General features: G+C 69.2%; 22 protein-coding genes. 14 read left to right on the top strand and 8 right to left on the bottom strand.

Annotated elements, in window-relative coordinates; all coding sequences use genetic code 11:
• On the top strand, nt 1–626 hold a 626-nt coding region (locus tag ACFY3L_RS52715), incomplete at its 5' end, for a sensor histidine kinase (protein WP_389342898.1).
• A gap of 176 nt (nt 627–802) precedes the next feature.
• Here the strand turns inward: ACFY3L_RS52715 and ACFY3L_RS52710 are convergent.
• Entirely contained in the window at nt 803–1,111 is a 309-nt protein-coding gene (locus ACFY3L_RS52710; RefSeq protein WP_389342895.1) for a hypothetical protein, read from the bottom strand.
• A 60-nt stretch (nt 1,112–1,171) separates the two neighbouring features.
• Between ACFY3L_RS52710 and ACFY3L_RS52705 the strand changes: the two genes are divergently transcribed.
• Nucleotides 1,172–1,870 carry a TetR/AcrR family transcriptional regulator gene (locus ACFY3L_RS52705; protein ID WP_389342892.1) on the top strand — a complete coding sequence of 233 codons (699 nt, stop codon included), beginning with the start codon at nt 1,172–1,174 and terminating at the stop codon, nt 1,868–1,870.
• A gap of 15 nt (nt 1,871–1,885) precedes the next feature.
• On the top strand, nt 1,886–5,140 hold the full coding sequence (locus ACFY3L_RS52700) for a BTAD domain-containing putative transcriptional regulator (protein ID WP_389342889.1): 3,255 nt from the start codon (nt 1,886–1,888) through the stop codon (nt 5,138–5,140).
• Here the strand turns inward: ACFY3L_RS52700 and ACFY3L_RS52695 are convergent.
• The 3 genes from ACFY3L_RS52695 to ACFY3L_RS52685 form a co-directional block, all read right to left on the bottom strand.
• Nucleotides 5,124–6,257 carry a serine hydrolase domain-containing protein gene (locus tag ACFY3L_RS52695; protein ID WP_389342886.1) on the bottom strand — a complete coding sequence of 378 codons (1,134 nt, stop codon included), beginning with the start codon at nt 6,255–6,257 and terminating at the stop codon, nt 5,124–5,126. The genes ACFY3L_RS52700 and ACFY3L_RS52695 overlap by 17 nt on opposite strands.
• Before the next feature lie 20 nt (nt 6,258–6,277).
• Nucleotides 6,278–6,826, bottom strand: a complete 549-nt coding sequence (locus ACFY3L_RS52690) for a dihydrofolate reductase family protein (RefSeq protein ID WP_389342884.1) — start codon at nt 6,824–6,826, stop codon at nt 6,278–6,280.
• Between the two features lie 154 nt (nt 6,827–6,980).
• Nucleotides 6,981–7,583: an NADPH-dependent FMN reductase gene (locus ACFY3L_RS52685; RefSeq protein ID WP_389342881.1), complete on the bottom strand. Its 603-nt coding sequence runs from the start codon at nt 7,581–7,583 to the stop codon at nt 6,981–6,983.
• A gap of 293 nt (nt 7,584–7,876) precedes the next feature.
• On the opposite strand from ACFY3L_RS52685, the gene ACFY3L_RS52680 reads away from it, so the two are divergent.
• The 3 genes from ACFY3L_RS52680 to ACFY3L_RS52670 all read left to right on the top strand — a co-directional run bounded on the left by ACFY3L_RS52680 (nt 7,877) and on the right by ACFY3L_RS52670 (nt 10,959).
• Nucleotides 7,877–8,224 (top strand): DUF1801 domain-containing protein, encoded by a 348-nt coding sequence (locus ACFY3L_RS52680; protein WP_389342878.1) that lies wholly within the window; start codon nt 7,877–7,879, stop codon nt 8,222–8,224.
• A 151-nt stretch (nt 8,225–8,375) separates the two neighbouring features.
• On the top strand, nt 8,376–8,492 hold the full coding sequence (locus ACFY3L_RS52675) for an RICIN domain-containing protein (RefSeq protein ID WP_389342907.1): 117 nt from the start codon (nt 8,376–8,378) through the stop codon (nt 8,490–8,492).
• A 439-nt stretch (nt 8,493–8,931) separates the two neighbouring features.
• On the top strand, nt 8,932–10,959 hold the full coding sequence (locus ACFY3L_RS52670) for a phosphocholine-specific phospholipase C (RefSeq protein ID WP_389342875.1): 2,028 nt from the start codon (nt 8,932–8,934) through the stop codon (nt 10,957–10,959).
• Nucleotides 10,960–11,118: 159 nt separating this feature from the next.
• Here ACFY3L_RS52670 and ACFY3L_RS52665 read toward each other — a convergent pair whose 3' ends face one another.
• Entirely contained in the window at nt 11,119–11,976 is an 858-nt protein-coding gene (locus ACFY3L_RS52665) for a hypothetical protein (RefSeq protein ID WP_389342872.1), read from the bottom strand.
• A 465-nt stretch (nt 11,977–12,441) separates the two neighbouring features.
• Here ACFY3L_RS52665 and ACFY3L_RS52660 point away from each other — a divergent pair, with 465 nt between their 5' ends.
• The gene (locus ACFY3L_RS52660; RefSeq protein WP_389342869.1) at nt 12,442–13,704 is read left to right on the top strand and encodes a PP2C family protein-serine/threonine phosphatase; all 1,263 of its coding nucleotides are present in this window, start codon (nt 12,442–12,444) and stop codon (nt 13,702–13,704) included.
• 23 nt (nt 13,705–13,727) lie between these two features.
• Here the strand turns inward: ACFY3L_RS52660 and ACFY3L_RS52655 are convergent, their stop codons facing one another.
• Entirely contained in the window at nt 13,728–14,066 is a 339-nt protein-coding gene (locus tag ACFY3L_RS52655) for an STAS domain-containing protein (RefSeq protein ID WP_389342866.1), read from the bottom strand.
• Nucleotides 14,067–14,496: 430 nt separating this feature from the next.
• Between ACFY3L_RS52655 and ACFY3L_RS52650 the strand changes: the two genes are divergently transcribed.
• A complete protein-coding gene (locus ACFY3L_RS52650) occupies nt 14,497–15,891 on the top strand; it encodes a DUF4331 family protein (protein ID WP_389342863.1) in 1,395 nt (464 codons plus the stop codon).
• 6 nt (nt 15,892–15,897) lie between these two features.
• On the opposite strand, the gene ACFY3L_RS52645 is transcribed toward ACFY3L_RS52650, so the two are convergent.
• Complete coding sequence (locus ACFY3L_RS52645) at nt 15,898–16,647, bottom strand: SDR family NAD(P)-dependent oxidoreductase (protein WP_389342860.1); 750 nt, start codon at nt 16,645–16,647, stop codon at nt 15,898–15,900.
• 139 nt (nt 16,648–16,786) lie between these two features.
• Between ACFY3L_RS52645 and ACFY3L_RS52640 the strand changes: the two genes are divergently transcribed.
• Nucleotides 16,787–17,104 (top strand): STAS domain-containing protein, encoded by a 318-nt coding sequence (locus ACFY3L_RS52640; protein ID WP_389342857.1) that lies wholly within the window; start codon nt 16,787–16,789, stop codon nt 17,102–17,104.
• A 234-nt stretch (nt 17,105–17,338) separates the two neighbouring features.
• Here ACFY3L_RS52640 and ACFY3L_RS52635 read toward each other — a convergent pair whose 3' ends face one another.
• On the bottom strand, nt 17,339–17,527 hold the full coding sequence (locus ACFY3L_RS52635; protein WP_389342854.1) for a hypothetical protein: 189 nt from the start codon (nt 17,525–17,527) through the stop codon (nt 17,339–17,341).
• Nucleotides 17,528–17,826: 299 nt separating this feature from the next.
• Between ACFY3L_RS52635 and ACFY3L_RS52630 the strand changes: the two genes are divergently transcribed.
• From ACFY3L_RS52630 to ACFY3L_RS52610, 5 genes are all read left to right on the top strand, one after another.
• Entirely contained in the window at nt 17,827–18,870 is a 1,044-nt protein-coding gene (locus tag ACFY3L_RS52630) for a dipeptidase (RefSeq protein WP_389342851.1), read from the top strand.
• A gap of 29 nt (nt 18,871–18,899) precedes the next feature.
• Complete coding sequence (locus tag ACFY3L_RS52625; protein WP_389342848.1) at nt 18,900–20,513, top strand: ABC transporter substrate-binding protein; 1,614 nt, start codon at nt 18,900–18,902, stop codon at nt 20,511–20,513.
• A 64-nt stretch (nt 20,514–20,577) separates the two neighbouring features.
• Nucleotides 20,578–21,444, top strand: a complete 867-nt coding sequence (locus tag ACFY3L_RS52620; RefSeq protein ID WP_389342845.1) for a hypothetical protein — start codon at nt 20,578–20,580, stop codon at nt 21,442–21,444.
• Nucleotides 21,445–21,449: 5 nt separating this feature from the next.
• The gene (locus ACFY3L_RS52615; RefSeq protein ID WP_190253310.1) at nt 21,450–21,653 is read left to right on the top strand and encodes a tautomerase family protein; all 204 of its coding nucleotides are present in this window, start codon (nt 21,450–21,452) and stop codon (nt 21,651–21,653) included.
• A complete protein-coding gene (locus ACFY3L_RS52610) occupies nt 21,650–22,618 on the top strand; it encodes a D-2-hydroxyacid dehydrogenase (protein ID WP_389342842.1) in 969 nt (322 codons plus the stop codon). Before ACFY3L_RS52615 ends, ACFY3L_RS52610 begins: the two co-directional genes overlap by 4 nt.
• Nucleotides 22,619–22,627: the final 9 nt, after the last annotated feature.

Below are 22,627 nucleotides of genomic sequence, written 5' to 3'. Positions count from 1 at the left end.
TCGCGTCGCGGGCACGGCTCGTGCTCGTCGCCGACCAGACCCGCCGGCAGCTCGAGCGCGACCTGCACGACGGCATCCAGCAGCGACTCATCTCGCTGGGACTGGACATCCGCCGGGCCGAGGCGGACGTACCACCGGAGCTGACCCAGCTGCGGCAGCAGCTGTCCGCCGTCGTGGCCGGGCTGAACGGCACGGTCGACGACGTGCGGGAGCTCTCACGCGGCGTCCATCCGGCGATCCTCACCGAGGGCGGCCTGCGACCCGCGCTGCGCGCGCTGGCCCGCCGCTCCGCGGTCCCGGTGGAGCTCGACGTCCAGGTGGACGGCCGGCAGCCGGAGCCGGTCGAGGTCGCCGCCTACTACGTGGTGGCTGAGGCGCTGACGAACGCCACCAAGTACGCCCACGCCACGCTCGTCCACGTCTGCGCGCAGGTGCGGGGTAGGAACCTGCGCCTGACGGTGCGTGACGACGGCATCGGCGGCGCGGATCCGAAGCGCGGCACAGGTCTCATCGGACTGACCGACCGCGTCGAAGCAACGGGCGGCACACTCACCCTGTACAGCCCAGTAGGGCAGGGCACCCGCCTCCAGGCCGAGATCCCGCTCAACCGACCCCGACCAGACTGACAAAGCGATCGGCTCTGCGCTCTACCGACAACCCGTCCGTACCGTCCCGGTCGAGGCGACTGCCGTCTGGAGGATCGCCACGTCGGGATCGAACACGTGATGGCGCCGGGACGTGGCGGAGAGATCCTGTTCACGTTGGAGCGGTGGCGATCTCGGTCGCTCGCGATGCATCGCCGCTACTGGATTGACTCCAGGTAGACCTCTACGTCGTAGAGGAGCCGAACCGGCGTGCCGTTGGTGGTGCCGACGAAGATCGGTTCCGCGGCGGGAGTTCGGCCACGGCGCCAGACTTCCTCCCGCGCGGCGTCCCGGGACTCGTGGTGAACTTTTCCTGCTTGGTGAAGTTGGGTTACCCGGTGTGCGGTGTAGCGGTCGCTGTCGATCTGTATCCGCATGAGCGGCATTGGCTGGATCTTCCCTTCCGCTGGTAGGTGATGCCTTCGGGCGGGAACCGGGCCGCCACGCGGAGCGAGCGGCAGCGTCACGCCCGTCGCTCGTTAACTTAACACCGTTAAATCACAGTAACACTGTACTACGATGGTGAAATGACCGTGAGCCCTGCAGGTGAGTCGTCGGCTGTACGCCCCGCCCGGGACCGCACGGTTTGGCTGCGCGAGGAGTCGAACCGTCCTCGCCGCGCAACGCCGTTGACCCGGGATCGCATCGTCGAGGCAGCGGTCATCCTGCTGGACGAGAGTGGCGTCGAAGGCATGACGATGCGGCACCTCGCCCGCCGTCTTGCGGTCACCCCCACCGCGCTCTACTGGCATGTGGCAACGAAGGATGACGTCCTGGATCTGGCGCTTGACCACGTCTTCGGTGAAGTCGAGCTTCCTGCTGCCGCGCATGACTGGCGCGATGACGTGCGCGCGCTGACGTGGCGGTGGCGGGCGGTCATGCTCCGCCATCCATGGGCACCGAGTCTGGTCGGTCGGCCGATGCTGGGGCCCAACGTTCTGGCCCGAACGGAGTTCCTGCAGGCAGCGCTCGTCCGCGGCGGGTATTCCGGTCTGCGGCTGGCCGTCGTCACGCGGCTGCTGGCCAACTACGTGATCGGTGCTGCTCTCACTGAAGCGACCTGGAACGAGGCCGGCAGTCCTGAGCTACGGGGCTTGGCTCGCCGTCATCTCGCGGAGCACCCCGATGCCTACCCCACCCTGATCGCCTCCGGCCATCTCGACGACGGGCGCTGGAGCGAGGATGACCTGTTCAGCGGTGGCGTTGACGCCATCCTGGCTCTGTAGGGACCCGGGGGGACCATGCAGTTCGGCGTACTGGGACCGGTGGCGGTCTGGACGGATGACGGTCAGCCCGTCGCGGTGCCGGGTCTGAAGGTCCGCGCGCTGCTTGCTGCGCTGCTGCTGGAGGCCGGTAGGCCGGTGACCGGCGACCGGCTTGTCGAAAGTCTTTGGGGCGACCACCCGCCAGGCAACGCGCCCGCCGCTCTGTCGGCGAAGGTCTCGCAGCTGCGCCGGGTGCTCGAGGACGCCGAGCCTGGGGCGCGACGGCTGGTGAGGTCGCCGCCGCCCGGGTACACGCTGCACGTCGACGCGGACGCCCTGGACGCGTACCGGTTCGCGGAGCTGACCGCGGCCGCCCATGCGGCGGCGGATGCATCGGAGCGCGCCGCGCTGCTGGCCGACGCACTGGCGTTGTGGCGAGGTCCGGCGGTTGCCGACTTCCGCGACGAGGACTTCACCCGAGCGGCGACCGCCCGGCTCGAGGAGCAGCGGCTGGTTGCACGGGAGGATCTCGCCGAGGCCCGGCTCGCCATCGCCGAGCACGATGCGGCCGCCGGTGATCTGGCGCAACTGGTGGTCGAGAATCCACTGCGCGAGCGGGCGCTGGCATTGCACATGCTCGCGTTGTACCGGGCGGGCAGGCAGGCGGAGGCCCTCGACGGCTACTCGCGCCTGCGGGCACAGCTCCAGGACGAGCTCGGCTTGAAGCCGAGCGTGGAGATCGCGGAGTTGCACTTGGCGATCCTGAAGCAGGACCCGGCGCTGTCGGCGCCGGCCCGGAACCTCCGGCCGGTCGGGAGCCGCCCGACGACGAACCTCCCGTCCGCGGTGACTGACCTCATCGGCCGCGCCGCCGCCGTCGAAGCGCTCCGCGCCCTCGTGAGGGGGCACCGTCTGGTGTCGCTGACGGGGTCCGGCGGAGTGGGCAAGACCCGCCTCGCCATCGAGGTCGCCCGTGACCTGGGGGCGGAGTTTCGCGACGGAGTGTGGCTGGTCGAGCTTGCCGGGCACGGCCCGGCCGATCCGCCGGAGCTGCTCGCCAACGTCGTGCTCGGCGTGCTCGACGTGCACGACAGCGCCGGGACAGGCGCTCCGCAGAGTGCGATCGAGCGGCTTACCACCGTGCTGCGCGATCGGCTGCTTCTGTTGGTGCTGGACAACTGTGAGCACCTCATCGACGAGGTCGCCGAGCTGGCCGCGCGGTTGCTGGCGGCGGTGCCCGGCGTCCGGCTGCTGACGACGAGCCGCGAGCCGCTCGGCTTGCCAGGCGAGGCCGTGTGGCCAGTACCGCCACTTGACGTGCCGGTCGGGGCGACTCCTGACGCGGTCGCGCGGGCCGGGGCCGGTCAGCTGTTCGTTGCCCGAGCCGCCGCGGCGGCGCACGGATTCGTCCTGACTCCTGGCAACGCGGCGGGTGTCGCACTACTTTGCCGGCGCCTGGACGGCATACCACTGGCGCTGGAGCTTGCCGCGACTCGCGTGCGGGCACTCGGGGTCGAGGGTCTCGTCGCTGGGCTCGACGATCGTTTCCGCCTGCTCGCCACCGGGCACCGAGGAGCCCCGCCGCGGCAGCAGACGCTGCTTGCGATGATCGACTGGAGCTGGCAGTTGCTCACTGGGCCCGAACAGCTTGTACTGCGCCGGCTCGCAGTTCATGCCGACGGCTGTAGTCGTGAGGCGGCCGTCGCAGTGTGCGCCGAGGGCGAGTTGGCGGGCGCCGCGGTCCTTGACGTGATCGGCCGCCTGGTCGACCGGTCGTTGGTGACCGTCGTCGAGGTAGCTGACGGCGGCGGCCCGCGGTACCGGCTGTTGGAATCCGTCGCTGCCTTCGGGGCGGAGCGGCTCGCCGACGCCGGTGAGGCTGAGCCGATCGGGCGGCGCGCCGGTCGCTACTACGTCGAGTTGGCCGAGGCGGCCGCGGCCGAGCTCTACGGACCCCGTCAACGCGCGTGGCTGCGGCGGCTCGATGCGGAGGCGGCCAACTTGCGCGGGGTCCTCGAGCGCGCCGATGGCGATCTCCCGCTGCGACTGGTCAACGCATTGGCGTGGTACTGGTTCCTGCGCGGCCGGCTGACCGAGGCGCAGCGTGCCTTGCGCGGCGCGCTGACGACCGCCGACGCGACCGCTGACGGGACCGCCGGCGGAACCCGGGCAGCGTTGCGGGCCACTGCGACGGCCTGGCTGACCGGCATCGCATTCCTGCTCGGCGACATCGCCGACTGGCCTGCCCGGCACGCTGCCACCGTCCGCGGCCTCGAGGAGGCCCGCGAAGCCGGCGGCCGGGCGCGGGCGCTGTGGTTCCTGGCCTTCGCCGAGATGGACCTCGGCGACGTGCCCGCAGTCGGTGCCCTGGTCGAGCGGGCGCTGTCGCAGTTCCAGCGGATCGGCGACCGGTGGGGCGTCGCGGCGGCGCTGAGCCTGCGGGCCAAGCACGCCCACATCACCGGCGACCTGGATGCACTGGCTGCTGACGCCGAGCGCAGCGTGCTGCTGTTCCGCCGCCTCGGCGACCGGTGGGGTCTGCTGCAAGCCTCAGAGTGGCTGGCGGCGCACGCGGAGCTGACCGGAGACAGCCGACGTGCCGCTGAGCTGCACCAAGACGGCCTGCGGGTGGCCGAAGACCTGGGGCTGTGGCCGGAGGTGGCTGGCCGGCTGTCCTGGCTCGGCTGGGGCGCGCTGCAGCGCGGCGACTACGCGGCCGCCCGCGAGCTCAGTGTTCGCGCGCTGCGGCTGTCGCAGGAGCAGGGATCCCCGCTCAATGCGATCTTCGCTGAGATGGGGCTGGCATTCGCCGCGCGCCGGGCTGGTGACTTCGAGGCCGCCGAGGAGCACCTGCAGAGCCTGCTCGCGGCCGCAGCCGACCGTGGCGGCGAGGCCGGCCAGCCGCTGCACGTGCCGAGCGTGCTGGTCGAGTGCGGATACCTCGCCGAACAGCGTGGCGATGCGAGCACGGCCCGGCGTTGCCACGCCGAGTCGTACGCCATCGCGCAGCGGCTCGGCGCGGCCCGCGACACCGTGCACGCCCTGGCCGGGCTTGCCGGGGCCGAAACGCTGGATGGCGGCTGGGCCGGCGCCGGCCGGGCCGCCCGCGCTCTAGGGGCGGTGGCGGCGGCCCGGGACCGGATCGGCATGCCGGTCAGCGTCGCCGAGCGCTACGACCTGGACCGCATCGAGGCGGCCTCTCGGTCGGTGCTCGGCGACGCCGGCTATGACGCCATGGTGGTGCAGGGCCGCCAGCTGAGTGTGGAGGACGCCTTCAGCTCGCTGCCTTGACGACCACCTCTGCGATCCGGGTGAACGTGCTGTAGTCACCGGCGCTGACCCGGTTCTTGGCGACGGCGACGGCGAGGCCGGTGGAGATGTCCGCAAAGGCCGCCGTGCCGCCGCTGCCGGGCATACCGAACAGCGTCGGGCTGTCCAGCGGTCCGGGGAACCCGAGGCTGTACCCGAGGCCGCGAGTGCCAGGGAAACCGACGACCTCATCAATACCGCTGACCGCCACCGCCGTCACTTCACGTACCCGGTCGGCACCGATGAGCCGTACACCGTCGAGGTCATCCATCAGGGCGGCATACGTCCGCGCGAGGGCCCGGGCCGACGCGACCGCACCGGCAGGGATGTCGGCGGCGAGCACGTCGGCCCGGTTGCAGTACGCGGCGGTGGGCATGGCGTGCGGCGGGGCGGCGGTCCAGCCGTCGACGACCCGGAAGAACGGCACCTGGTCGGCCATCGCGGCAAACATCTCGGGAGTCAGCTCGGTGGCACCGTCGGCGTCCTCCAATCGGGCCAGCCGCGGCTGGTCGTCGATCGGCACACCGAAGTACAACTGACCGATCAGCCCCAGCGGGCCGGCGATGTGCTGGTGCAGCAACTCGGACATGCTCTGGCCAGTGGCCCGGCGGGCGACCTCACCGAGGATGTAGCCGAATGTCTGCGGGTGGTATCCGTGCTTCGTGCCCGGCTCCCACCACGGAGTGGCACCGGCGATCGCGGAGCACATGCGTTCCCAGTCACAGAGGTCCTCCGGTGTGGTGTCCACTGGAACCCCGGGAACACCGACGGTATGGGTGAGTGCGTGGCGCAGCGTCGCGCGGTCCTTGCCGCGGGCGCCGAACTCGGGCCATACATCGGCGATGCGCGTGTCGTAGCTGAGCTCACCACGCTCGACAAGGACATGGATGACGGCCGCCGTGATGCCCTTGCCCGTCGACGTGACGTGAAACGGCGTGTCGTACGTGACAGGCCGGCCGGTGACAGGGTCCGCGACGCCGGCGACGGCGTCGACGACCGGCTCCCCGCGGTGGTACACCGCCACCTGCAAACCTCGCTCCACCCCGGTCTCGACGAGCTCGTCGACGACCGACTGCACCTGCTGCTGCATTGCTGACATTCCTGTGCTCCTCCAGTGCATCATGATTGGCTGGCAAGCGGCGCGTAGCTGAGGATCAGCACGCCCTTGTCCAACGTTCGGGTGGCGACGTGCGTCAGCGGGGTCTGTGGCCAGCCGGTGAACGGCCCCGAGCCGGTGCCGAGCACGATCGGATGGACCCACAACCGGACCTCGTCGAGCAGGCCGTGCGCGGCGAGCGTCCGGGCGAGTGGGCCGCAGCCGTACATCAGCAGATCGCCGCCCGGCCGCTGCTTGAGACTTTGGACGGCATCGGTGACGTCACCGCTCACGAGTTGGGCGTTGGTCCAGGCGACACGGTCGAGGGTCGTGGACGCGACGTACTTGCGCATGTTGTTGATTCGGTCGGCGAATTCGTCGCCTGTCCTCGACGGCCAGGATCCAGCGAAGCCCTCGTACGTCACCCGCCCCATCAACAGCGCGTCCGCCGCGAAAAGCTGGTCGCGTGAACAGCGCATGTAGTCATCGGACCAGAACGGCAGCGACCAGTCCTGCGGGTTGTCCATCACGCCGTCGAGCGTCATGAAGACCGAGACGATGACCTTGCGCATGGAGAACTCCTTCGGCTGAATCGGGCGGGTAGTTGCAGCGGTCCGGAACAGCAATGGCTTTCGGTGCTCGCTGCGCCGAATACCAACTCCGTTGCCGGGCGCGCGGTGTTCTGATGGATCTACGAGCCGTCATGGGTGGCGTGTCGTGGACCCCTCATCGGTTCTTTTCCGATCTTCGGTATGGGTAGGTGGCACGGGCGTCGCGCAGGGCGGCGGCCCACCAGGCGAGCTGGTCCAGGGTTGCGTTGATCGTGGTGTTGCATTCGGCGGTGTGTCGCGGCCAGCTGCCGTCCGGGGCGAACTGCTCCCAGTAGCGGGGCAGGCTGATGCAGTCGCGGATCGGCACGGCGTCGAGCCCGCTGAAGATCTGGCGCAGCTGCCCGGCCGCGAGCAGTCCACCGGATTCGCGGCCGTAGGACACGAACATGACCGGTTTGGCTTGCCATTCCTCGACGTACCAGTCGATCGCGGTCTTCAACTGGGCCGGGAAGCTGCAGTTGTACTCCGGAGTCACCACCACGAACGCGTCGGCGGCTGCGAGCCGCCCTGCCAGGGCCAGCACCGCGACGGGTCGCGGTTCGCTGTCGTCCGTCAGCGTGTCGGGCAGCCCTGCGACGGCGAGGTCGACGACGTCTACGTTCAGGTCTGCGCGTCGCTGGGCGTGCCTGGCGAACCACTCGGCGATGGTCGGCCCGAACCGGCCGCTGCGGGTGCTGCCGATGATGACAACCACGTGCAGTTGCCGACGTTGCGGCATCGCGGGCCTCCCTCAGACGCAGCGGTTCTTTCCGGTGTCACCTACGCTGCCCGCCACTGTTTACGGTTTCCTTACGGCGAACTCGTCGCGGCCCGTCCCCACCTGGCGCCCCGTGACAGCCCACAGGTGCCGACGCACGTCAACGGCTGCATCCGCGCAGTACCGCGCGGATGTCGGTGTTGCCTCACCTGGGCCGGCCGTAAGGAAGCGGTAAGGCGTCAGGTGCACGGTGTCCGGGCGGTTACCGCAGCACCGCGGGACAGATCGCTTGTGCAGAGAACGGACATTCAGCCATGACCGGAGACGTCGTCGCCTACGTCAACGCCAACTTCGAACGACACCACCGAGAGATCTTCGAGTGCCTGCGTGAACTGATGGGTCAGAACGCTCCCCACGCCCGGTTGGTCATCAGCCGGGGCTCCCCGGCGTGGACCGGTCGGAGCTTGCTGGCCATCATCAGCCGCAGCAAGACACATCTGACGTTGGCTTTCGGCCGGGGCGCGGCGTTCACCGACCGCCACAACCTGCTCGAAGGCACGGGCAAGACCACGAGACACATCAAGATCAAGACTGCTGAGGGCATCAACAAGCAGGCCATTGCCGACTACATCCGACAGGCCACCGAGCTCGACCTCCGCTGACGTACATCGCCACCCGGTGCTCCCGGACTCGCTGATCGCCGAGAAGTCCAACGCATCGGCCATCGTCGGCCGCGGCGTGCCCACCGAGTGGCCGCGAGGCGGCCGCAACCAGACCGGAGCCCAGCAGTGAAAGGCGCAGTCCGACGGGTCGCTGGTCAACCCGCAATCCGGCAGATGTCTGGACGATAGCGGGGCCGGCGGTTCCGGCACCCAGTTGCAGATCAGGGACTGCGACAGCGGCGCGACCCACCAGTGGAACCTGCCCTGACATCCAGCTGAACCGGCCAACGTGGTCGTAACCGCCGGGGTCCACCCGAGCGGGACCCCGGCGTCCCTACCGCTGCCGGGTCCGCCGGCCTGATCGCGTGCCGGACGAGTTCGAGCGCCGCACGCATTGCTCAGATTCAATGCGGATGCCATCGTTGATCGTCGAACTCCAAATCCCTGGAGACCAGTTGCGCAGACTCGTACCCTTGGTCCTGGCCATCCTCGTCGCCGCTCTGGCCGCTGACCGTCCTGTCCTCCGACGCGCTCTGGGAGGGCACGCCGTCCCAGTCCGACCCGTCGGGCAACGCCTGGCCCTCCGACCACGCCGCCGTCCTCGCCATCTTCGCCGTCAGCTGACCCAACCAGGGGTTTCCACACGCCGGCAACGCGCGGAAGCCCCTGCGGGTTCCAGCACCCACTCACCCTGAAGGAGACCTCACATGGGACGGTTGAGCCGCAGACGCTTCGTAACGCTGTCCGCGAGCGCCGCCGCAGGCACGGTGATGGCACCGGGAATCCAGACCGGCCCGCCAGTCAAGGCCGCCGCGGCGACCACGGGCACGATCACCGATGTGCAGCACGTGATCGTCCTGATGCAGGAGAACCGCAGCTTCGACCACTACTTCGGGACCCTGAAGGGAGTACGCGGCTTCGGCGACCGCAGCGCCGTCACGACCAGCACCGGCAGCTCGATCTTCCGCCAGCCCAACGGCACCGGGTGGCAGTACCCGTGGAAGATGAGCAGCACCCTTCCCGCGGGCGGTGCGGACCCCGACGACATGGCGCAGTGCAACGGGCAGCTGGCGCACAGCTGGTCATCGCAGCACGCGGCGTGGAACACCGGCAAACTCGACAACTGGATCTCAGGAGTCGGCAACGTCCGGACGATGGGCTACCTCGACCGAAGCGACATCCCGTTTCACTTCGCGCTCGCCGACAAGTACACCATCTGCGACGCCTACTTCTGTTCGGCGCTGAGCGCGACCGGGCCCAACCGTACCTTTCTCTGGAGCGGCAAAGTCGACGCGAACAGCAAGGACGGCGGCGATGAGTCGGGGCTGACCTGGCAGACCTACGCCGAGGCGCTGCAGAACGCCGGGGTGACATGGAAGGTCTACCAGCGCTCCAGCGACAACTTCGGCGACAACGGCTTGGCCTACTTCCAGCAGTTCGCGAGCGCCTCGCCGGGCAGCTCCCTCTACGACCGCGGCATGGCGTCGGTGCCTGGCACGAAGCCCACGCACGAGGCGATCGCCGACGCCATCAGGGCCGACGTCGTCAACGGCACGCTCCCGAAGGTCTCCTGGGTCGTCGCCAACGAGGCGTTCTCCGAGCACCCCTCCGCCCCGCCCGGCGACGGCGCGCACTTCGTCAACCTCGTGATCCAGGCCCTCAACGCTGATGCAAGCGTCTTCAACTCGACCGTGCTGTTCCTCAACTACGACGAGAACGACGGCTGCTTCGACCACGTGCCGCCTCCGGTTCCCCCGAGCGGCACCACGGACGAGTTCCTCAGCGGCGTACCGATCGGGCTCGGCTTCCGCGTACCCATGCTGGTGATCTCGCCGTGGACCCGCGGCGGCTGGGTGAGCTCGGAGGTCTTCGACCACACCTCCGTCATCCGGTTCCTGGAACGGTGGACCGCGGCGCTCGGCCGGCCCGCAACCTGCCCCAACATCAGCGCGTGGCGCCGAAAGGTGGTCGGCGACCTCACCGGCGTCTTCGACTTCGCGTCACCCGTCTACGGGCTGCCGCAACTGCCCGCCACAAGCGTGATCACCCACGCCTACTGCAAGACACTGCCCAACCCGACCCCGGGCACCAACGCCCTGCCCGCACAGGAGCCCGGCACCCGGCCGGCCAGAGCCCTGCCCTACCAGCCCAACGGATACCTCGACCGGCTCGAGTTCGGCGCCAACGGCAAGATCCTGGCCTGGTTCCAGATGGTGAACCAGGGCGCCGAGGCGACGCGCGCGGTCCATTTCTCGATCCACCCCAACGCGTACCGCAACCGCGACCCCTGGCAGTACACGGTCGACGCCGGCGGCACCGCCACCGACTACTTCAACATCGGGGCAGGCTACGGCTCGGGCCAGTACGACCTGAGCATGGTCGGCCCGAACCGCTTCCTGCGCCGCTTCATCGGCAACGCCGCCACCGCAGGCAAGAACGCCTTCGTCAGCAGCTACTACGCGGTGGCATCCAACACCGGCAAACAGGCAATCTGGTTCCGGCTGAAGAACACATCACCGTCAGCGATAACCTTCACCATCACGTCGAACCAGTACCGGACCGACGGCCCCTGGACCTACTTGGTGAATGCCGGACAGACGGTGGACGACTGGTTCAACGCCGTTGCGTACAACAACGGCTGGTACGACTTCACGATCACCGTCGACGTCGACCCGGTCTGGTCGCAGCGCTTCACCGGCCACATCGAGACCGGCAAGCCCAGCGTCTCCGGATGACCACCGTTCGGGGCGGCCTCGCACGACAAGCTCACGCAAAGCCGCCTACGACACTTTCCGCACGTGCGTCGTTCCGGCATCGAGGACTACCCCGCGGATGCGCTCACGGGCGTCGTCGCGTGGTACACCGGCCATCAGATGAGCGATGATGGTCGCTGGTCAGGGAGCCTCCTCGACGAGCGGGCCGTCTCCCGCCGCCGGTGTCGGCCAGCCCGACGGGAGCACTGACCGCAGCACGTCGAACACCCGCCGGGCGGCGGCATGGTCGTAGTCGGCCAGCCGCTCGGTCGCCTGCGCCCAGATGCCACCCGCGGGCAGCGCCACGACCTCGTGGAACGCTCCGCTGGCCCGCAACACGGCGGCGCCACCGAGCCGCGCCGCTACCTCGCCCGGGATGACGGTGATCCACGAGTATCCCTTGAGCCGTTCCCGCGGCGGAGTCCGCCATATCGCGTCGCGCGTCTCACTGTCGAGCCCGACCAGGGACCGCTCCAGCAGCGACTCAACGCCGTAGTGCCCGTCCAGCTCGAGCGATACCTCACCGTATGCCGGATCGCTCACCGCTGCGACCTCCCGCAGGAACCCGCACAATGCACGCTCGGCATCCACGGTGCCGACCAGAAACTCGGCCGACGCCGACAGCCCAAGCCGGACCCCGCCATCAACCCACGTCCGCACATGCAGGTCCGGAAAGCCGGGGCTGCGCCCTCCGGGCATACGCTCCGCGCGTTCGACGACACCGGCCTGCAGATAGGCGGTCGCTCCCGGGTGCTGGTCCAGACCGTCCAGGAACACGCTCCAGCTGCGCGGATGCATCAGCAGCGCGGTAGCCACCTCGTCGTCGAACTCACCTTCGAAACGGACGAGTTCGCACCAAGGCATGCCGACCGGCGGAAAGGTCTCCCAGATCCGCCCGGCCATGAGCGTGCCGGTGACGTCCTCGCCGGCGCGGGGGTTAGCGTCCAAGCCGTCGTGCAACCGAACCGCCAGCCTCGACCACGCCAACTCGAACCACATCCGCGTGACACGTCCGGCATCGGGTCCGGGATCCAGGCACAGGATCACATAGAGCTGGGACCTCGAAACACCTTCCACTGGTCGTCCCTCCGCTCAAGTCCGACCATCAAGTACATCGCCGAGGTCATCACGGACCAGCCAACCCGTGTTGACTCCTCGTCAACGCTGCCACACCAGCTGGGGCCACAACAGCACATCCAGCCACGAACGCCAGACAGCCTGTAACTACGATGAGTCCGACGCCGACCCATCAGGCCGGCTTTGGCCGCATGATACTTCCAGTCCGGGCCGCCACTGTTCGTTGCGTTCGCCTGTTACAGCCGCGACGGCAGCTTCACCGTGCTACGCCGGCACGCAGCAGCGCCCGCCGCCAGGCACGCGTCATGGTCCAGGTGGAGCAGGAGCCCAGGATTGTCGGGGCCTTCTTCACGTGTCCAAACTCTGGGGCGGTCGTATGCTGCCGGGGTGGAGATCAGCGGGACGTCGATGATGGCGGCGATGCTCGATGCGGTCGAGGACGCGGCGCCGGTCGACGCTGTGGAGGCGATCACGCGGGAGCTGGCGAAGGCTCTCGACGCCCGCTCCGCGTCGTTCCTGATCGCTGACTTCGGGGGCCGGGCGCTGGTCCGGCTGGCGCATGCGGCGACCGGCCAGGACGGCGGGCCCGACGTCCGTCGGCGTGATGACGAGGTCGCCACGGTGCTGCCGCTGGACGGCGGTCCGATGGAGCAGACGCTGCGGACCCAGAAGCCGCAGGTGTTCGAGGGCGGCGACGAGTGGACGGTGTGGGCGCCGGTCACGGAGCGTGGTGAGGCGATCGGGCTGCTCGAGCTGGTGCTGCCGGTCGGACCGGATGCCGGGGCGCTGGTGGAGATCGGTCGGGTCGCGCATCTGCTCGGGTTCGTGGTGATCGCGAACCGGCGGCACACCGACCTGTTCGAGTGGGGTCAGCGCACCACGCCGTTCAATCTCTCCGCGGAGATCCAACGCCGGCTGCTGCCGAGTGCGTTCACCTGTGAAGCGGGCGCGTTCACGCTGTCCGGGTGGCTGGAGCCGGCGGCGAGCATCGGCGGGGACACCTTCGACTACTCCCTGGCGCGGGACCTGCTGCACTTCAGCGTGACGGACGCGATGGGGCACGGTGTCGCCAGTGCGCTGACCGCCACGCTGGGCGTCGGGAGCCTGCGCAACACCCGCCGCCAGGGACGGAGCCTGGTGGAGCAGGCCGAGGCCGCGAACGCCGCGGTGGCCGAGCACGCCGCCGCCGGGAGCTCGTTCATCACCGCGACCCTCGGCCGGGTCGACCTGGTCAGCGGTGTGTGCACGTTGATCAACGCCGGGCACCTGCCGCCGCTGCTGGTCCGCGACGGCGATGTGGAAGCGGTGCGACTGCCGAAGAACTTCCCCCTCGGGATGCTGCCCGACTCGACGTTTGCCAGTGCCGATGTGGCGTTGCGGGCCGGCGACCGGCTGGTGATCGTGACCGACGGGATGACGGAGCGCCGGGCGGCGCGACTGGACCTGCACGCTGAGATGCGCCGGGTCGCCGCGCTGCACCCGCGGGAAGCGACCCGGGCCTTGGCCGACGCGGTACTGGACGTGGCTGGTCCGCGGCTCACCGACGACGCAACACTGTTGATCATCGATTGGTACGACGAGCACACGCTGGGGCGGCGCAGCAGCTCCGGCGCCGACTCGATCCGGGCCAGCGCACGCCTACCCAGCTGAACGCCCCTGCCGCGGCAGCGGCATCAGGCGCCGGCGGCAACGGCGGCCTCGGCCGCGTCGACGTCGTCGCTGAGGTGGATGAGGCGGTCCACCGACGTCAGCGCGAGCACGGTGCGCACGACAGGCCGAGCCGCTGCCACGAAGACGCCCCCGTCGCGTTCGAGCAGCTGCTTGTGCAGCCACACGATCATGCCGAGCGCGGTGGAGTCGATGAACCGCACGGCGGCGAGGTCCAGCACAACGAACTGCACGCCGTCGTCGAGGGCGCGCTGCAGGTGTTCCCGCACCTGTGGGACGGTGCCCAGGTCGAGCACCCCGTCCAGCTGCACGATGAGACACCCGCGGCCCGGCCTGGTCGTCAAGGACAGGTCCACCCAAGGCCCCCACTCGTAACGGCCGATCACCAGCTACGGACACAACCTTACGGGCCGGACGGGCCTGCGGCGCGTTCGCCGCCAGGATCGTGCAGGCGCCGTGCTGGACGACGTTGGGGCAGGCCTCGGTGAGCAGGACCGCCAGGTGGTCGCGGTTCGCTTCCGGCGCGGTGGTCAGGCTGAGCAGCACGGCCAGGTGCGGCGGGCCTCGCTGACCGACGACGTCTGCTGCGGCAGAGCCACCGTCATGCTGAGCCGCATCAGTACGTTCCGATGTCGGGACGGTGTTCCGGACGCTCGGCGTAGTGCCGAACGACGGTGGCCAGGAAGACGGCGTTGATGTGCAGCCGGAACACTGCGATGCGACTCAAGCCCGGTTTGCCGTTCGGGCCGCAGTGCAACAACCGGATCGTCCACAGTGCGGGGTGCGGACCGCCAGGTAGCAGATCGTCCCACCGGATGTTCGACCCACGCCGTCCGCGCCGCCGGTGTCACCGGCACCCGCACACTGACCGTCGACCTCACCGGCGTGACCCACCTGGCCAGCACCGGCGTCGCCGCCCTGCACCAGCTGACCGTCCTGCACAAGGACAACGGCACCATCCTGTGCCTCTACGCACCGGGCGGTGCGTCACCCGGCAAATCCCCCGGCTCGGACTGCTCGCAGCGGGGAGCGCGACGGTGCTGCCGGTTAGCGTGGATGCACCGCCCGGGGCGCGAGTGCGCCGCACTGTGCAGGACCGGCGTCCGGGCGTACCAGCGATTCCATGAACGAACGTCGGGAGAGCTTGACGTGTCCAACCACTTCACCGGACTCAGTCTCGGTTCGCCACTCGGGGATCCGCGTCTCGACCTGTGTGACCTGTATGCATTCGCCGCGCCAGGCGACCGGAGCAGGACCGTGCTCATCCTCAACGCCAATCCCGGTGCCGACGCCCTGCATCCGGACGCCGTGTATCGGCTGAACATCGACAACGACGGTGACGACCTGGTCGACATCGCGTTCAGCTGGGTGTTCAGCCCGCCGGCGGCCGACGGCGGGCAGACCTACAGCGTGTTCATGGCGACCGGTGCGCAGGCCCGCAGCCCCGAAGCGGGCGGCGTCCGGATCGTGGCGGATGCCGCCGTGTCGTTCGGCCCGCAGGCGAACGTGGTCAGCAGCGGCAGCTTCATGGTGGCCGTCGGCAGCCGCAGCGACGCGTTCTACTTCGACTTCGACGGCATCAAGAACCTGTTCGACACCAGCGGCAACCGGAACTTCACCGCGCCGCACCTGTCTGGGAGGTCGCCCTGGACCGGGGTCGACTCCAACGCCACGGCCAACGTCTGCTCCATGGCCATCGAGCTGCCGACCGCCGAGCTGAAGCCCGGACCCGAGCTGCGGATCTGGGGCCGGTGCAGCGTGCTGCGCGACGGCGAACTGGTCCATGTGGACCGGGCCGGGCACCCGTCGATGAGCAGCTTCTTCAACACGGACGAGACCAAGGAGGAGTACAACGCGAGCGAGCCGGTGCACGACCGGTCCAGGTGGACCGACCAGTTCGTCCACCTGCTGGGTCACACCGGCGGCTACACGCGCGAAGAGGCGGTCGCCGCCCTGGACGAGCACGGGCTGCTGCCGGACATGCTGCGTTTCGACCCGACCAGACCAGCCAAGTATCCCAACGGCCGGACCTTCACCGAAGACGTCATCGACATCCGTGTCGCGTTGCTCACCAGGAACGAGGCACCGCCCACCGGCCTGAAGCCGCACACCGACATCATGGACCGGTTCCCGTATCTTGGCGCCCCTCACCCGGCGGCCATCTCCTGACCGGTGTCACACCTGGTTCTGGCCGCCGTCGACGTACAGGTTCGATCCGGTCACGAACGTGCTCTGGTCCGACGCGAGGAACGCCACCATGTCGGCGACCTCTTCCGGCCGACCCATCCGGCCCATCGGTACCTGCTTCGTCAGGTCGGACTTGAGCTGGCCGACGTGTTCGGCGCTGGGCGCCAGGCCCTCGATCCCGGGAGTGTCGATCGGGCCCGGCGCGACGGCGTTGACCCGGATGTTGCGGGCCCTGAGCTCGTTGGCCCAGGTGCGGACGAAGGAGCGCAGCGCCGCCTTCGACGCGGCGTACACCCCGAAGGACGCCTCACCGCGGTCGGCCGCAGTCGAGGTGTTGACGATCACCGACGCGCCGTCGTTGAGCAGCGGCAGCGCCTTCTGCACGGTGAACAGCACGCCTTTGACGTTGATGTCGAAGATATGGTCGATGTGCTGCTCGTCGACCTGTTCGAGCGTGGCGAACGAGCCGACACCGGCGTTGGCGAACAGCACGTCGAGCCGGCGCCCCTGCTCGCCGACCGTCGCATACAGCCGGTCGAGGTCGGCGGCGTCCGACACGTCGGCCTGGACGCCGGTCGCGTTGGCGCCGATGTGCGAGACGGCGTCGCGCAGTTGCTCCGCACGCCGTCCGACGACGAAGACGTGGGCGCCGTCCGCGGCGAGGCGCCGCGCCGCAGCCAGTCCGATTCCCGTGGTGCCGCCGGTGACGACCGCGGTCTTGCCTGTGAGCATGGTCATTGCCACTCCTCTGCGGTGGATTGCGCCGCCCGGGACGGCGCCTGCGAGCTATGCCCGTCACGGCCCGGCTTAAGCGAGGGTCGACCAGCCTGTACTGCCTCACCGACCGTGGCGGTTACCGTCGAGGACGGTGATGCAGATGCGTGGCTTGGAGATCACGGTGACGGTCCGCCGGGAGGACGGGGTGGCCCACGTGGCCGCTGCCGGCGATGTCGACCTGTTCACGGCGCCTGCGTTCCGTGACGCGTTGCGTCACGCGGCGACCGCCACGAGCGGTCCTGTCGAGGTCGACCTGAGCCGGGTGACGTTCTTCTCGTGCGCGGGCGCGGCCACCTTGCACGACGGTGCGCTGGCCGGTGGCGGGCGGCTGCGGCTGGTCGAGACGAGCGCTGCCGTGCGACGCACCATCGCCGCGCTTCGGCGGGCCGGCGGATCGACAGAGCAGCCGTGGTGTTGAGCGCCGCGACGATCCTGCACACTGCGGGAATTCGTGCTCGGTGCGCCATGCATTGACGGCGGTGTGGACCGCGCCGGCGGCCTCCGGATGTGACCGTGCGGCGCACCCGGGGGGCGTGGACTGCGCCGCATGGCCACGTGCCGATTCGCCGAGGAGGGGTTCAGCGAACCGGTTCAAGCGCACTTGGGCCGACTGTACAGCGGCACTGATTGGTTGACCAGACGTCGTCCACGGCTACTTGGGCTTGGGTGCCGTGCTGGTCGAGCTCGGGTTCGGATCCGGCATCACCTGCTGGCGGCGCCTTGAGGAGTGGTTGGCGGCGGCGAACCGGCAGCCGGCCCGCCCGCGCATGTACAGCTGGCTGCCGATCGCGCCGTACAGGACGGATCCCGGCGGCAGCGTCCAGGACAACGCGGTACGCATGCCGATTCCACCCAGTGGCGTCACCCAGATCGCCGAGGCCTTCGGCCCGTCGGAGACGGTCGCTCGAGACGCCCACGCCTTCGCCGGGCAGGTGCGCTTCGGCCGGTGCCAGGCTTCCACGAGGCACGGTAGTTCCGATTTGGGCGTTATCGGCGCCGCCATCCGGGACGCGACATAGTGATGACCGCCTAAGTGACGAAATTCGTCGCTTGGAAGCTCGTATATGACGAGTTCGTAAGATCTATGGACAGGAAACTGGCGCTGCTCGTAGAGTCGGGCATCTTCCGCTGATCCTGGAGATGACGTTGAACATTGCCGCCCAGGAAAGTCCCGCGCTTTCCGCGACCGAACTGCACGCCGCGGCCACCGTCGTGGAAGGCAGCACGGTCATCGAGCTGTCCGAAGCCCACCTCGACCGCATCCGCCGTGGTGGTGTCACCGCCGTCAACCACACCGTGACCAGGCCCTACGCGGACACCGTCACCGCGCTGCGGGAGGTCAACCAGTGCCGCCGCTGGATCGACGGGCACGCCGACCGGGTGCTGCTCGCCACGAGCGTCGCCGACATCGAGCGGGCCAAGGCCGAGGGCAAGGAGGCGGTGATCCTCGGGCCGCAGGACACCGAGATGATCGGGGTCGACCTCGATCTGCTCGGCACGTTCTACGACCTCGGCGTGCGCATCCTCCAGCTGACCTACCAGCGGCAGAACCTGCTCGGCGCCGGCTGTGGGGAGAGCGTCGACCCCGGCCTGACACACAAGGGCCGCGTCTTCGTCGAGGCGATGAACGAGATCGGCATCGTCGTCGACGTCTCGCACTGCGGGCAGCGCACCGGCCTGGACGCCATGGAGGTGTCCAGCACGCCCGTCGTCGTTACGCACTCGTTCTGCGACGCGATCTCGCCCCACATCCGGGCGAAGGACGACGCCTTCCTGCGCACCCTCGGCCAGCAGGGCGGCGTCATCGGCATCACCACCCTCTCGGGGTTCCTGTACTACCCGGACGAGCCGACCCGGCGTCCGGACCTGACCCGCTTCGTGGAGCACCTCAGCCACGTCGTGGAGGTCGCGGGCATCGACCATGTCGCGATCGCCACCGACTACGACGAGACGCTCACCGAGGCGATGCGTGCCGAGCAGCTCAAGGACAAGGAGTTCAAGAGCCTGCTCGGCGACTGGAAATGGGAGGAGCGGCGGGCGATCGGCATGGACGACGCCGCCGACTTCCCGAACTTCACCGAGGCGCTCCTGGCCGGAGGGTTCTCTCCGGCCGACGTGACGAAGGTCCTCGGCGGCAACTGGCTGCGGGTGTTTGGGGAGGCATGGAGCCCGGCCGGCCGGTAGGCGAGTTGAGAGATCAGCCAAGGAGACCCATGAGAACGCATTTCATGACCAGAGTGCTGGCGGTGGGCGTCGTTGCGGCGCTCGTGGCCGGCTGCTCCGGAGGCGAGCCCCCGAACAGTGACAACGGCGCCAGCACCAATGACGGCCTGACCAAGAACGTCCGCATGGAGGACGAGTCGCAGCCCTCCGGCACGCCGAAGCCCGGCGGCCGGCTGCGGATCATGATCCGGCTGGACGCGAACGAGCTCGACCCCCACAAGATGTCCGAGACCTCGGCCTTCGTCATCAACGAGCAGATCTACGAGTCGCTCGTGGAGTCCTACCGCGGCGAGATCAAGCCCTCCATCGCCGAGTCGTGGGAGCAGAGCGGCGACGGGCTCACCCTGACGTTCAAGCTGCGCGACAACGCGTACTTCCACAGCGGGCGTAAGGTCACGTCGGCCGACGTGAAGTACTCGATCGAGCGGATCAAGAACCCGGCGACCCGCGCCCCGCGCGCCCGCAGCTACGAGGGCATCAGCGCGGTCGAGACGCCCGACGAGCGCACGGCTGTGCTCAAGCTCAGCAAGCCCAACGCGGCCATCCTGACCCTGCTGTCCACCGCCGCGTCGTCCATTGTGGACAAGTCGGTGGTCGACGAGAAGGGCGGGCTCAACACCGCCGTCGACGGCGGCAGCGGCCCGTTCAAGATCGCGACGCGGACGGCCGGCCAGACCATCAAGCTCGACAAGCACACGCAGTACTGGCAGTCCGGCCTGCCGTACCTCGACGGCCTGGACTTCACGTTCAACCCCGACGACAACGCCCGCGCCGCCGCGGTGCGCAGCGGCACCGTCGACTTCCTCTGGCGGCCCGCGCCGGAGTTCATCGACGCGCTGAAGAAGGACGAGAAGCTCAAGTGGTACGGCGGCTCCGGCTCGCTGTCGCTGCACCTGCGGCTCAACACGTCCAAGGCGCCGTACGACAACGTGAAGGTCCGCCAGGCGATCTACTACGCGCTCGACCGGCAGGAGATCCTCAACGTCGCCAACTCCGGCTTCGGCACCGCGCTCAACGCGGGCTACCTGCCGCCGGACCGCTACGGCGCGCTCACCACACCGGTGTACGGCAAGGCGGACATCGACAAGGCCAAGCAGCTGCTCACCGAGGCGGGCTTCCCGAACGGCTTCGAGGCCAAGCTCATGGTCATCGCCACCTCGGCGTTCCAGGTGCGCTCGGCCGAGGTCGAGCAGCAGCAGCTGGCGAAGATCGGCATCAAGGTGACCATCGAGTCGGTCGAGTCGACGATCGCCGACACGAAGACCAAGTCGGGCGAGTTCGACATGTACCAGTCCGGCTTCGGCCTCACCTACGACCCGGACGAGCGGTTCAGCGCCAGCTTCCTCAAGGGCGGCGGCCTGAACTACGGCAACTGGAGCGATGCCGAGTACGAGGCGCTCATCGTCCAGGCCCGCTCGGAGCTCGACAAGGACAAGCGCTCGGCGCTGTACCAGCAGGCCGAGAAGATCCTGGCCGAGCGCGGCCCGGTCGCGATGACGTTCCTCAACGCCGACTTCGACGTCGTGCAGAAGGACGTCATGGGCTACCGGGGCGACCCGACCCCGACGTACCGCTTCTACCGCAGCCTCTGGCTCAACCGATGACGCACCGGAGGGGCGCCCGGGGGTGGGCGCCCCTCCGGAGCACCCCGCGACGAAAGGCACCGCCATGGAAGACGTCCCGCTGAGCCACCGCTACATCATCGCCGCCCGGCTCAAGGGTTACCTCAACAAGCACGCCGAGTCCGTCGCCCTGCTCACTGAGGCGCTGGAGCTGGAGCCGGGCGACGCACGCCTGCTGCGCTTCCGCGGCCACCGGCGGATCTCCGTCCGCGACTACGCCGGCGCGATCGAGGACCTGCGGGCCGCCGCGGACCGTCTCGGCGACGTCGAGGACGAGTACGAGATGTACCAGCCCGAGGTCGAGAAGGACGTCGTCAGCCTGATCCTCGGCCGGCCCGGGGCGGTGCGGCCGCAGCACCTCACCGAGACGATGGCGGCCGCCGACCCGGGCGCGCTGGCGCGGTACAACACCACCCTGCACACGTCGGTCTGGTATCACCTGGGCGTGGCCCAGTACCTCGACGGCGACTTCGAGGGCTGCCTGGGAAGCTTCCGCAACGCCGAGCGCTGCGCCCGTCACCAGGAGGGGATCGTCGCGTCGCAGGACTGGCAGTACATGGCGCTGCGCCGGCTCGGCCGGCCAGACGAGGCCGACGCTGTCCTGGACCGGTTCCGCGGCATCGCCGTCGTCGACGAGGACCACCTGGTCGGCTACGAGGGCCGGATGCGCCTCTACACCGGCGAGCTGACCCCCGAGCAGCTGTGGGCGATGTGCGACGGCGACAGCCTCAAGACCGTGACCCAGGGCTACGGCCTGGGCAACTGGCACTACTACAACGGCGACGTCGACCGGGCCCGCGAGGTCTTCGACGGCGTCCTGAAGACCGGCGTCACGCACGCCTTCGCCTATCTGGCGGTCACGTCCGAATACTCCCGCAACCCCGACTTCGCAACGGCGACGAAGGAGCACTGAGCATCATGGCGATCATCCGGGCCGAGATCGGCCACCGCGACCAGGAGACCAAGGAGGCGATCATCGCCGAGCTCACCGACGTCCTGGTGAAGTACGGCTCGCCGCGGGAGAATACCCACGTCCTGCTGTACGAGGTCTCCTACGACAACTGGGCCAAGGGCGGCGTGACGTACAACAACCGGAAGAAGAAGGCCCAGGAGGGCTCGTGACCGGCCCGCACGTACTGCTCACCCCGAACCTCGCCGAGCTCGTCCCCGGCCTGGTGGCCGACTACCCGCACTGCCGGTTCACGCCGATCCCCGACGACGAGCCGGTCCGCGACGACTGGCTCGACGCCGAAATCATCCTGCGCAGCGCGATGAACGAGGACACGTTCGAGGAGCTGCTGAGCAAATGCGAGCGGCTGCGCTGGGTCCAGATCACCGCCGCCGGCTTCGACTGGGTCGGCGGCGCGGTCTGGCAGCGGCGCCTCGACGAGGGCCTCGTCTACACCCGGTCGCCGAACTCCTACAACGTGCCGATCGCCGAGTATGTCATCGGCGCCATGCTCATGCACGGCCGGGCGTTCCCGGCGCTGCGCGAGGCCCAGCTGCGGCACGAATGGATCCGTCTCGTCGGCAAGGACGTCATCGGCAGCACGACGCTGGTGTTCGGCACGGGCGGGATCGGCTCCGAGGTGGCGTGGCGCGCGAGCGCTCTGGGCTCCACCGTGATCGGCGTCAACCGTACGGGCTCCCCCGTCGACGGCTTCGCACGGGTGGTGGCCTTCGGCGACCATTTCGCGCTCCTGCCCGAGGCGGATGCCGTGGTACTGGCGATGCCGCTCACCACAGAGAACCGGTACTTCTTCGGGGCGGAGCACTTCGCGGCCATGCGGGCGGACGCGGTGCTGGTCAACGTCGGCCGCGGCGCGCTGGTCGTCGAGGACGCGCTCGTCGAGGCGATGCACGCCGGGCGGATCGGCGGCGCCGTGCTCGACGTCTTCGAGGAGGAGCCGCTGCCGGCGGAGCACCGGCTGTGGGACCTGCCGAACACGACGATCACCCCGCACACGTCGTTCCGGGGCTCGGGCAACCTGCGGCGCCTCGGCGCCGACTTCCGCGCCAACCTGGACCGGTACCTGTCCGGCGAGCCCCTGGCCGGCACGCACCGCCAGCCGGACCTCGGCTACTGACAGACCGCA

This window comes from Dactylosporangium sp. NPDC000521 (assembly GCF_042898305.1).
Lineage (GTDB): Bacteria > Actinomycetota > Actinomycetes > Mycobacteriales > Micromonosporaceae > Dactylosporangium.
Note: the sequence above shows the minus strand (reverse complement) of the source record. Positions and strands in the feature narration are given on the sequence as shown.

Bases quoted from the DNA above. Each gene is read 5' to 3' on its own strand.
- ACFY3L_RS52670 (WP_389342875.1), top strand. From the start codon at position 8,932: ATGGGACGGTTGAGCCGCAGACGCTTCGTAACGCTGTCCGCGAGCGCC.
- ACFY3L_RS52665 (WP_389342872.1), bottom strand. From the start codon at position 11,976: ATGTGGTTCGAGTTGGCGTGGTCGAGGCTGGCGGTTCGGTTGCACGAC.
- ACFY3L_RS52630 (WP_389342851.1), top strand. From the start codon at position 17,827: ATGACGTTGAACATTGCCGCCCAGGAAAGTCCCGCGCTTTCCGCGACC.
- ACFY3L_RS52645 (WP_389342860.1), bottom strand. From the start codon at position 16,647: ATGACCATGCTCACAGGCAAGACCGCGGTCGTCACCGGCGGCACCACG.
- ACFY3L_RS52620 (WP_389342845.1), top strand. From the start codon at position 20,578: ATGGAAGACGTCCCGCTGAGCCACCGCTACATCATCGCCGCCCGGCTC.
- ACFY3L_RS52625 (WP_389342848.1), top strand. From the start codon at position 18,900: ATGAGAACGCATTTCATGACCAGAGTGCTGGCGGTGGGCGTCGTTGCG.
- ACFY3L_RS52695 (WP_389342886.1), bottom strand. From the start codon at position 6,257: ATGTCAGCAATGCAGCAGCAGGTGCAGTCGGTCGTCGACGAGCTCGTC.
- ACFY3L_RS52690 (WP_389342884.1), bottom strand. From the start codon at position 6,826: ATGCGCAAGGTCATCGTCTCGGTCTTCATGACGCTCGACGGCGTGATG.
- ACFY3L_RS52700 (WP_389342889.1), top strand. From the start codon at position 1,886: ATGCAGTTCGGCGTACTGGGACCGGTGGCGGTCTGGACGGATGACGGT.
- ACFY3L_RS52640 (WP_389342857.1), top strand. From the start codon at position 16,787: ATGCGTGGCTTGGAGATCACGGTGACGGTCCGCCGGGAGGACGGGGTG.
- ACFY3L_RS52705 (WP_389342892.1), top strand. From the start codon at position 1,172: ATGACCGTGAGCCCTGCAGGTGAGTCGTCGGCTGTACGCCCCGCCCGG.
- ACFY3L_RS52685 (WP_389342881.1), bottom strand. From the start codon at position 7,583: ATGCCGCAACGTCGGCAACTGCACGTGGTTGTCATCATCGGCAGCACC.
- ACFY3L_RS52635 (WP_389342854.1), bottom strand. From the start codon at position 17,527: ATGCGTACCGCGTTGTCCTGGACGCTGCCGCCGGGATCCGTCCTGTAC.
- ACFY3L_RS52615 (WP_190253310.1), top strand. From the start codon at position 21,450: ATGGCGATCATCCGGGCCGAGATCGGCCACCGCGACCAGGAGACCAAG.
- ACFY3L_RS52680 (WP_389342878.1), top strand. From the start codon at position 7,877: ATGACCGGAGACGTCGTCGCCTACGTCAACGCCAACTTCGAACGACAC.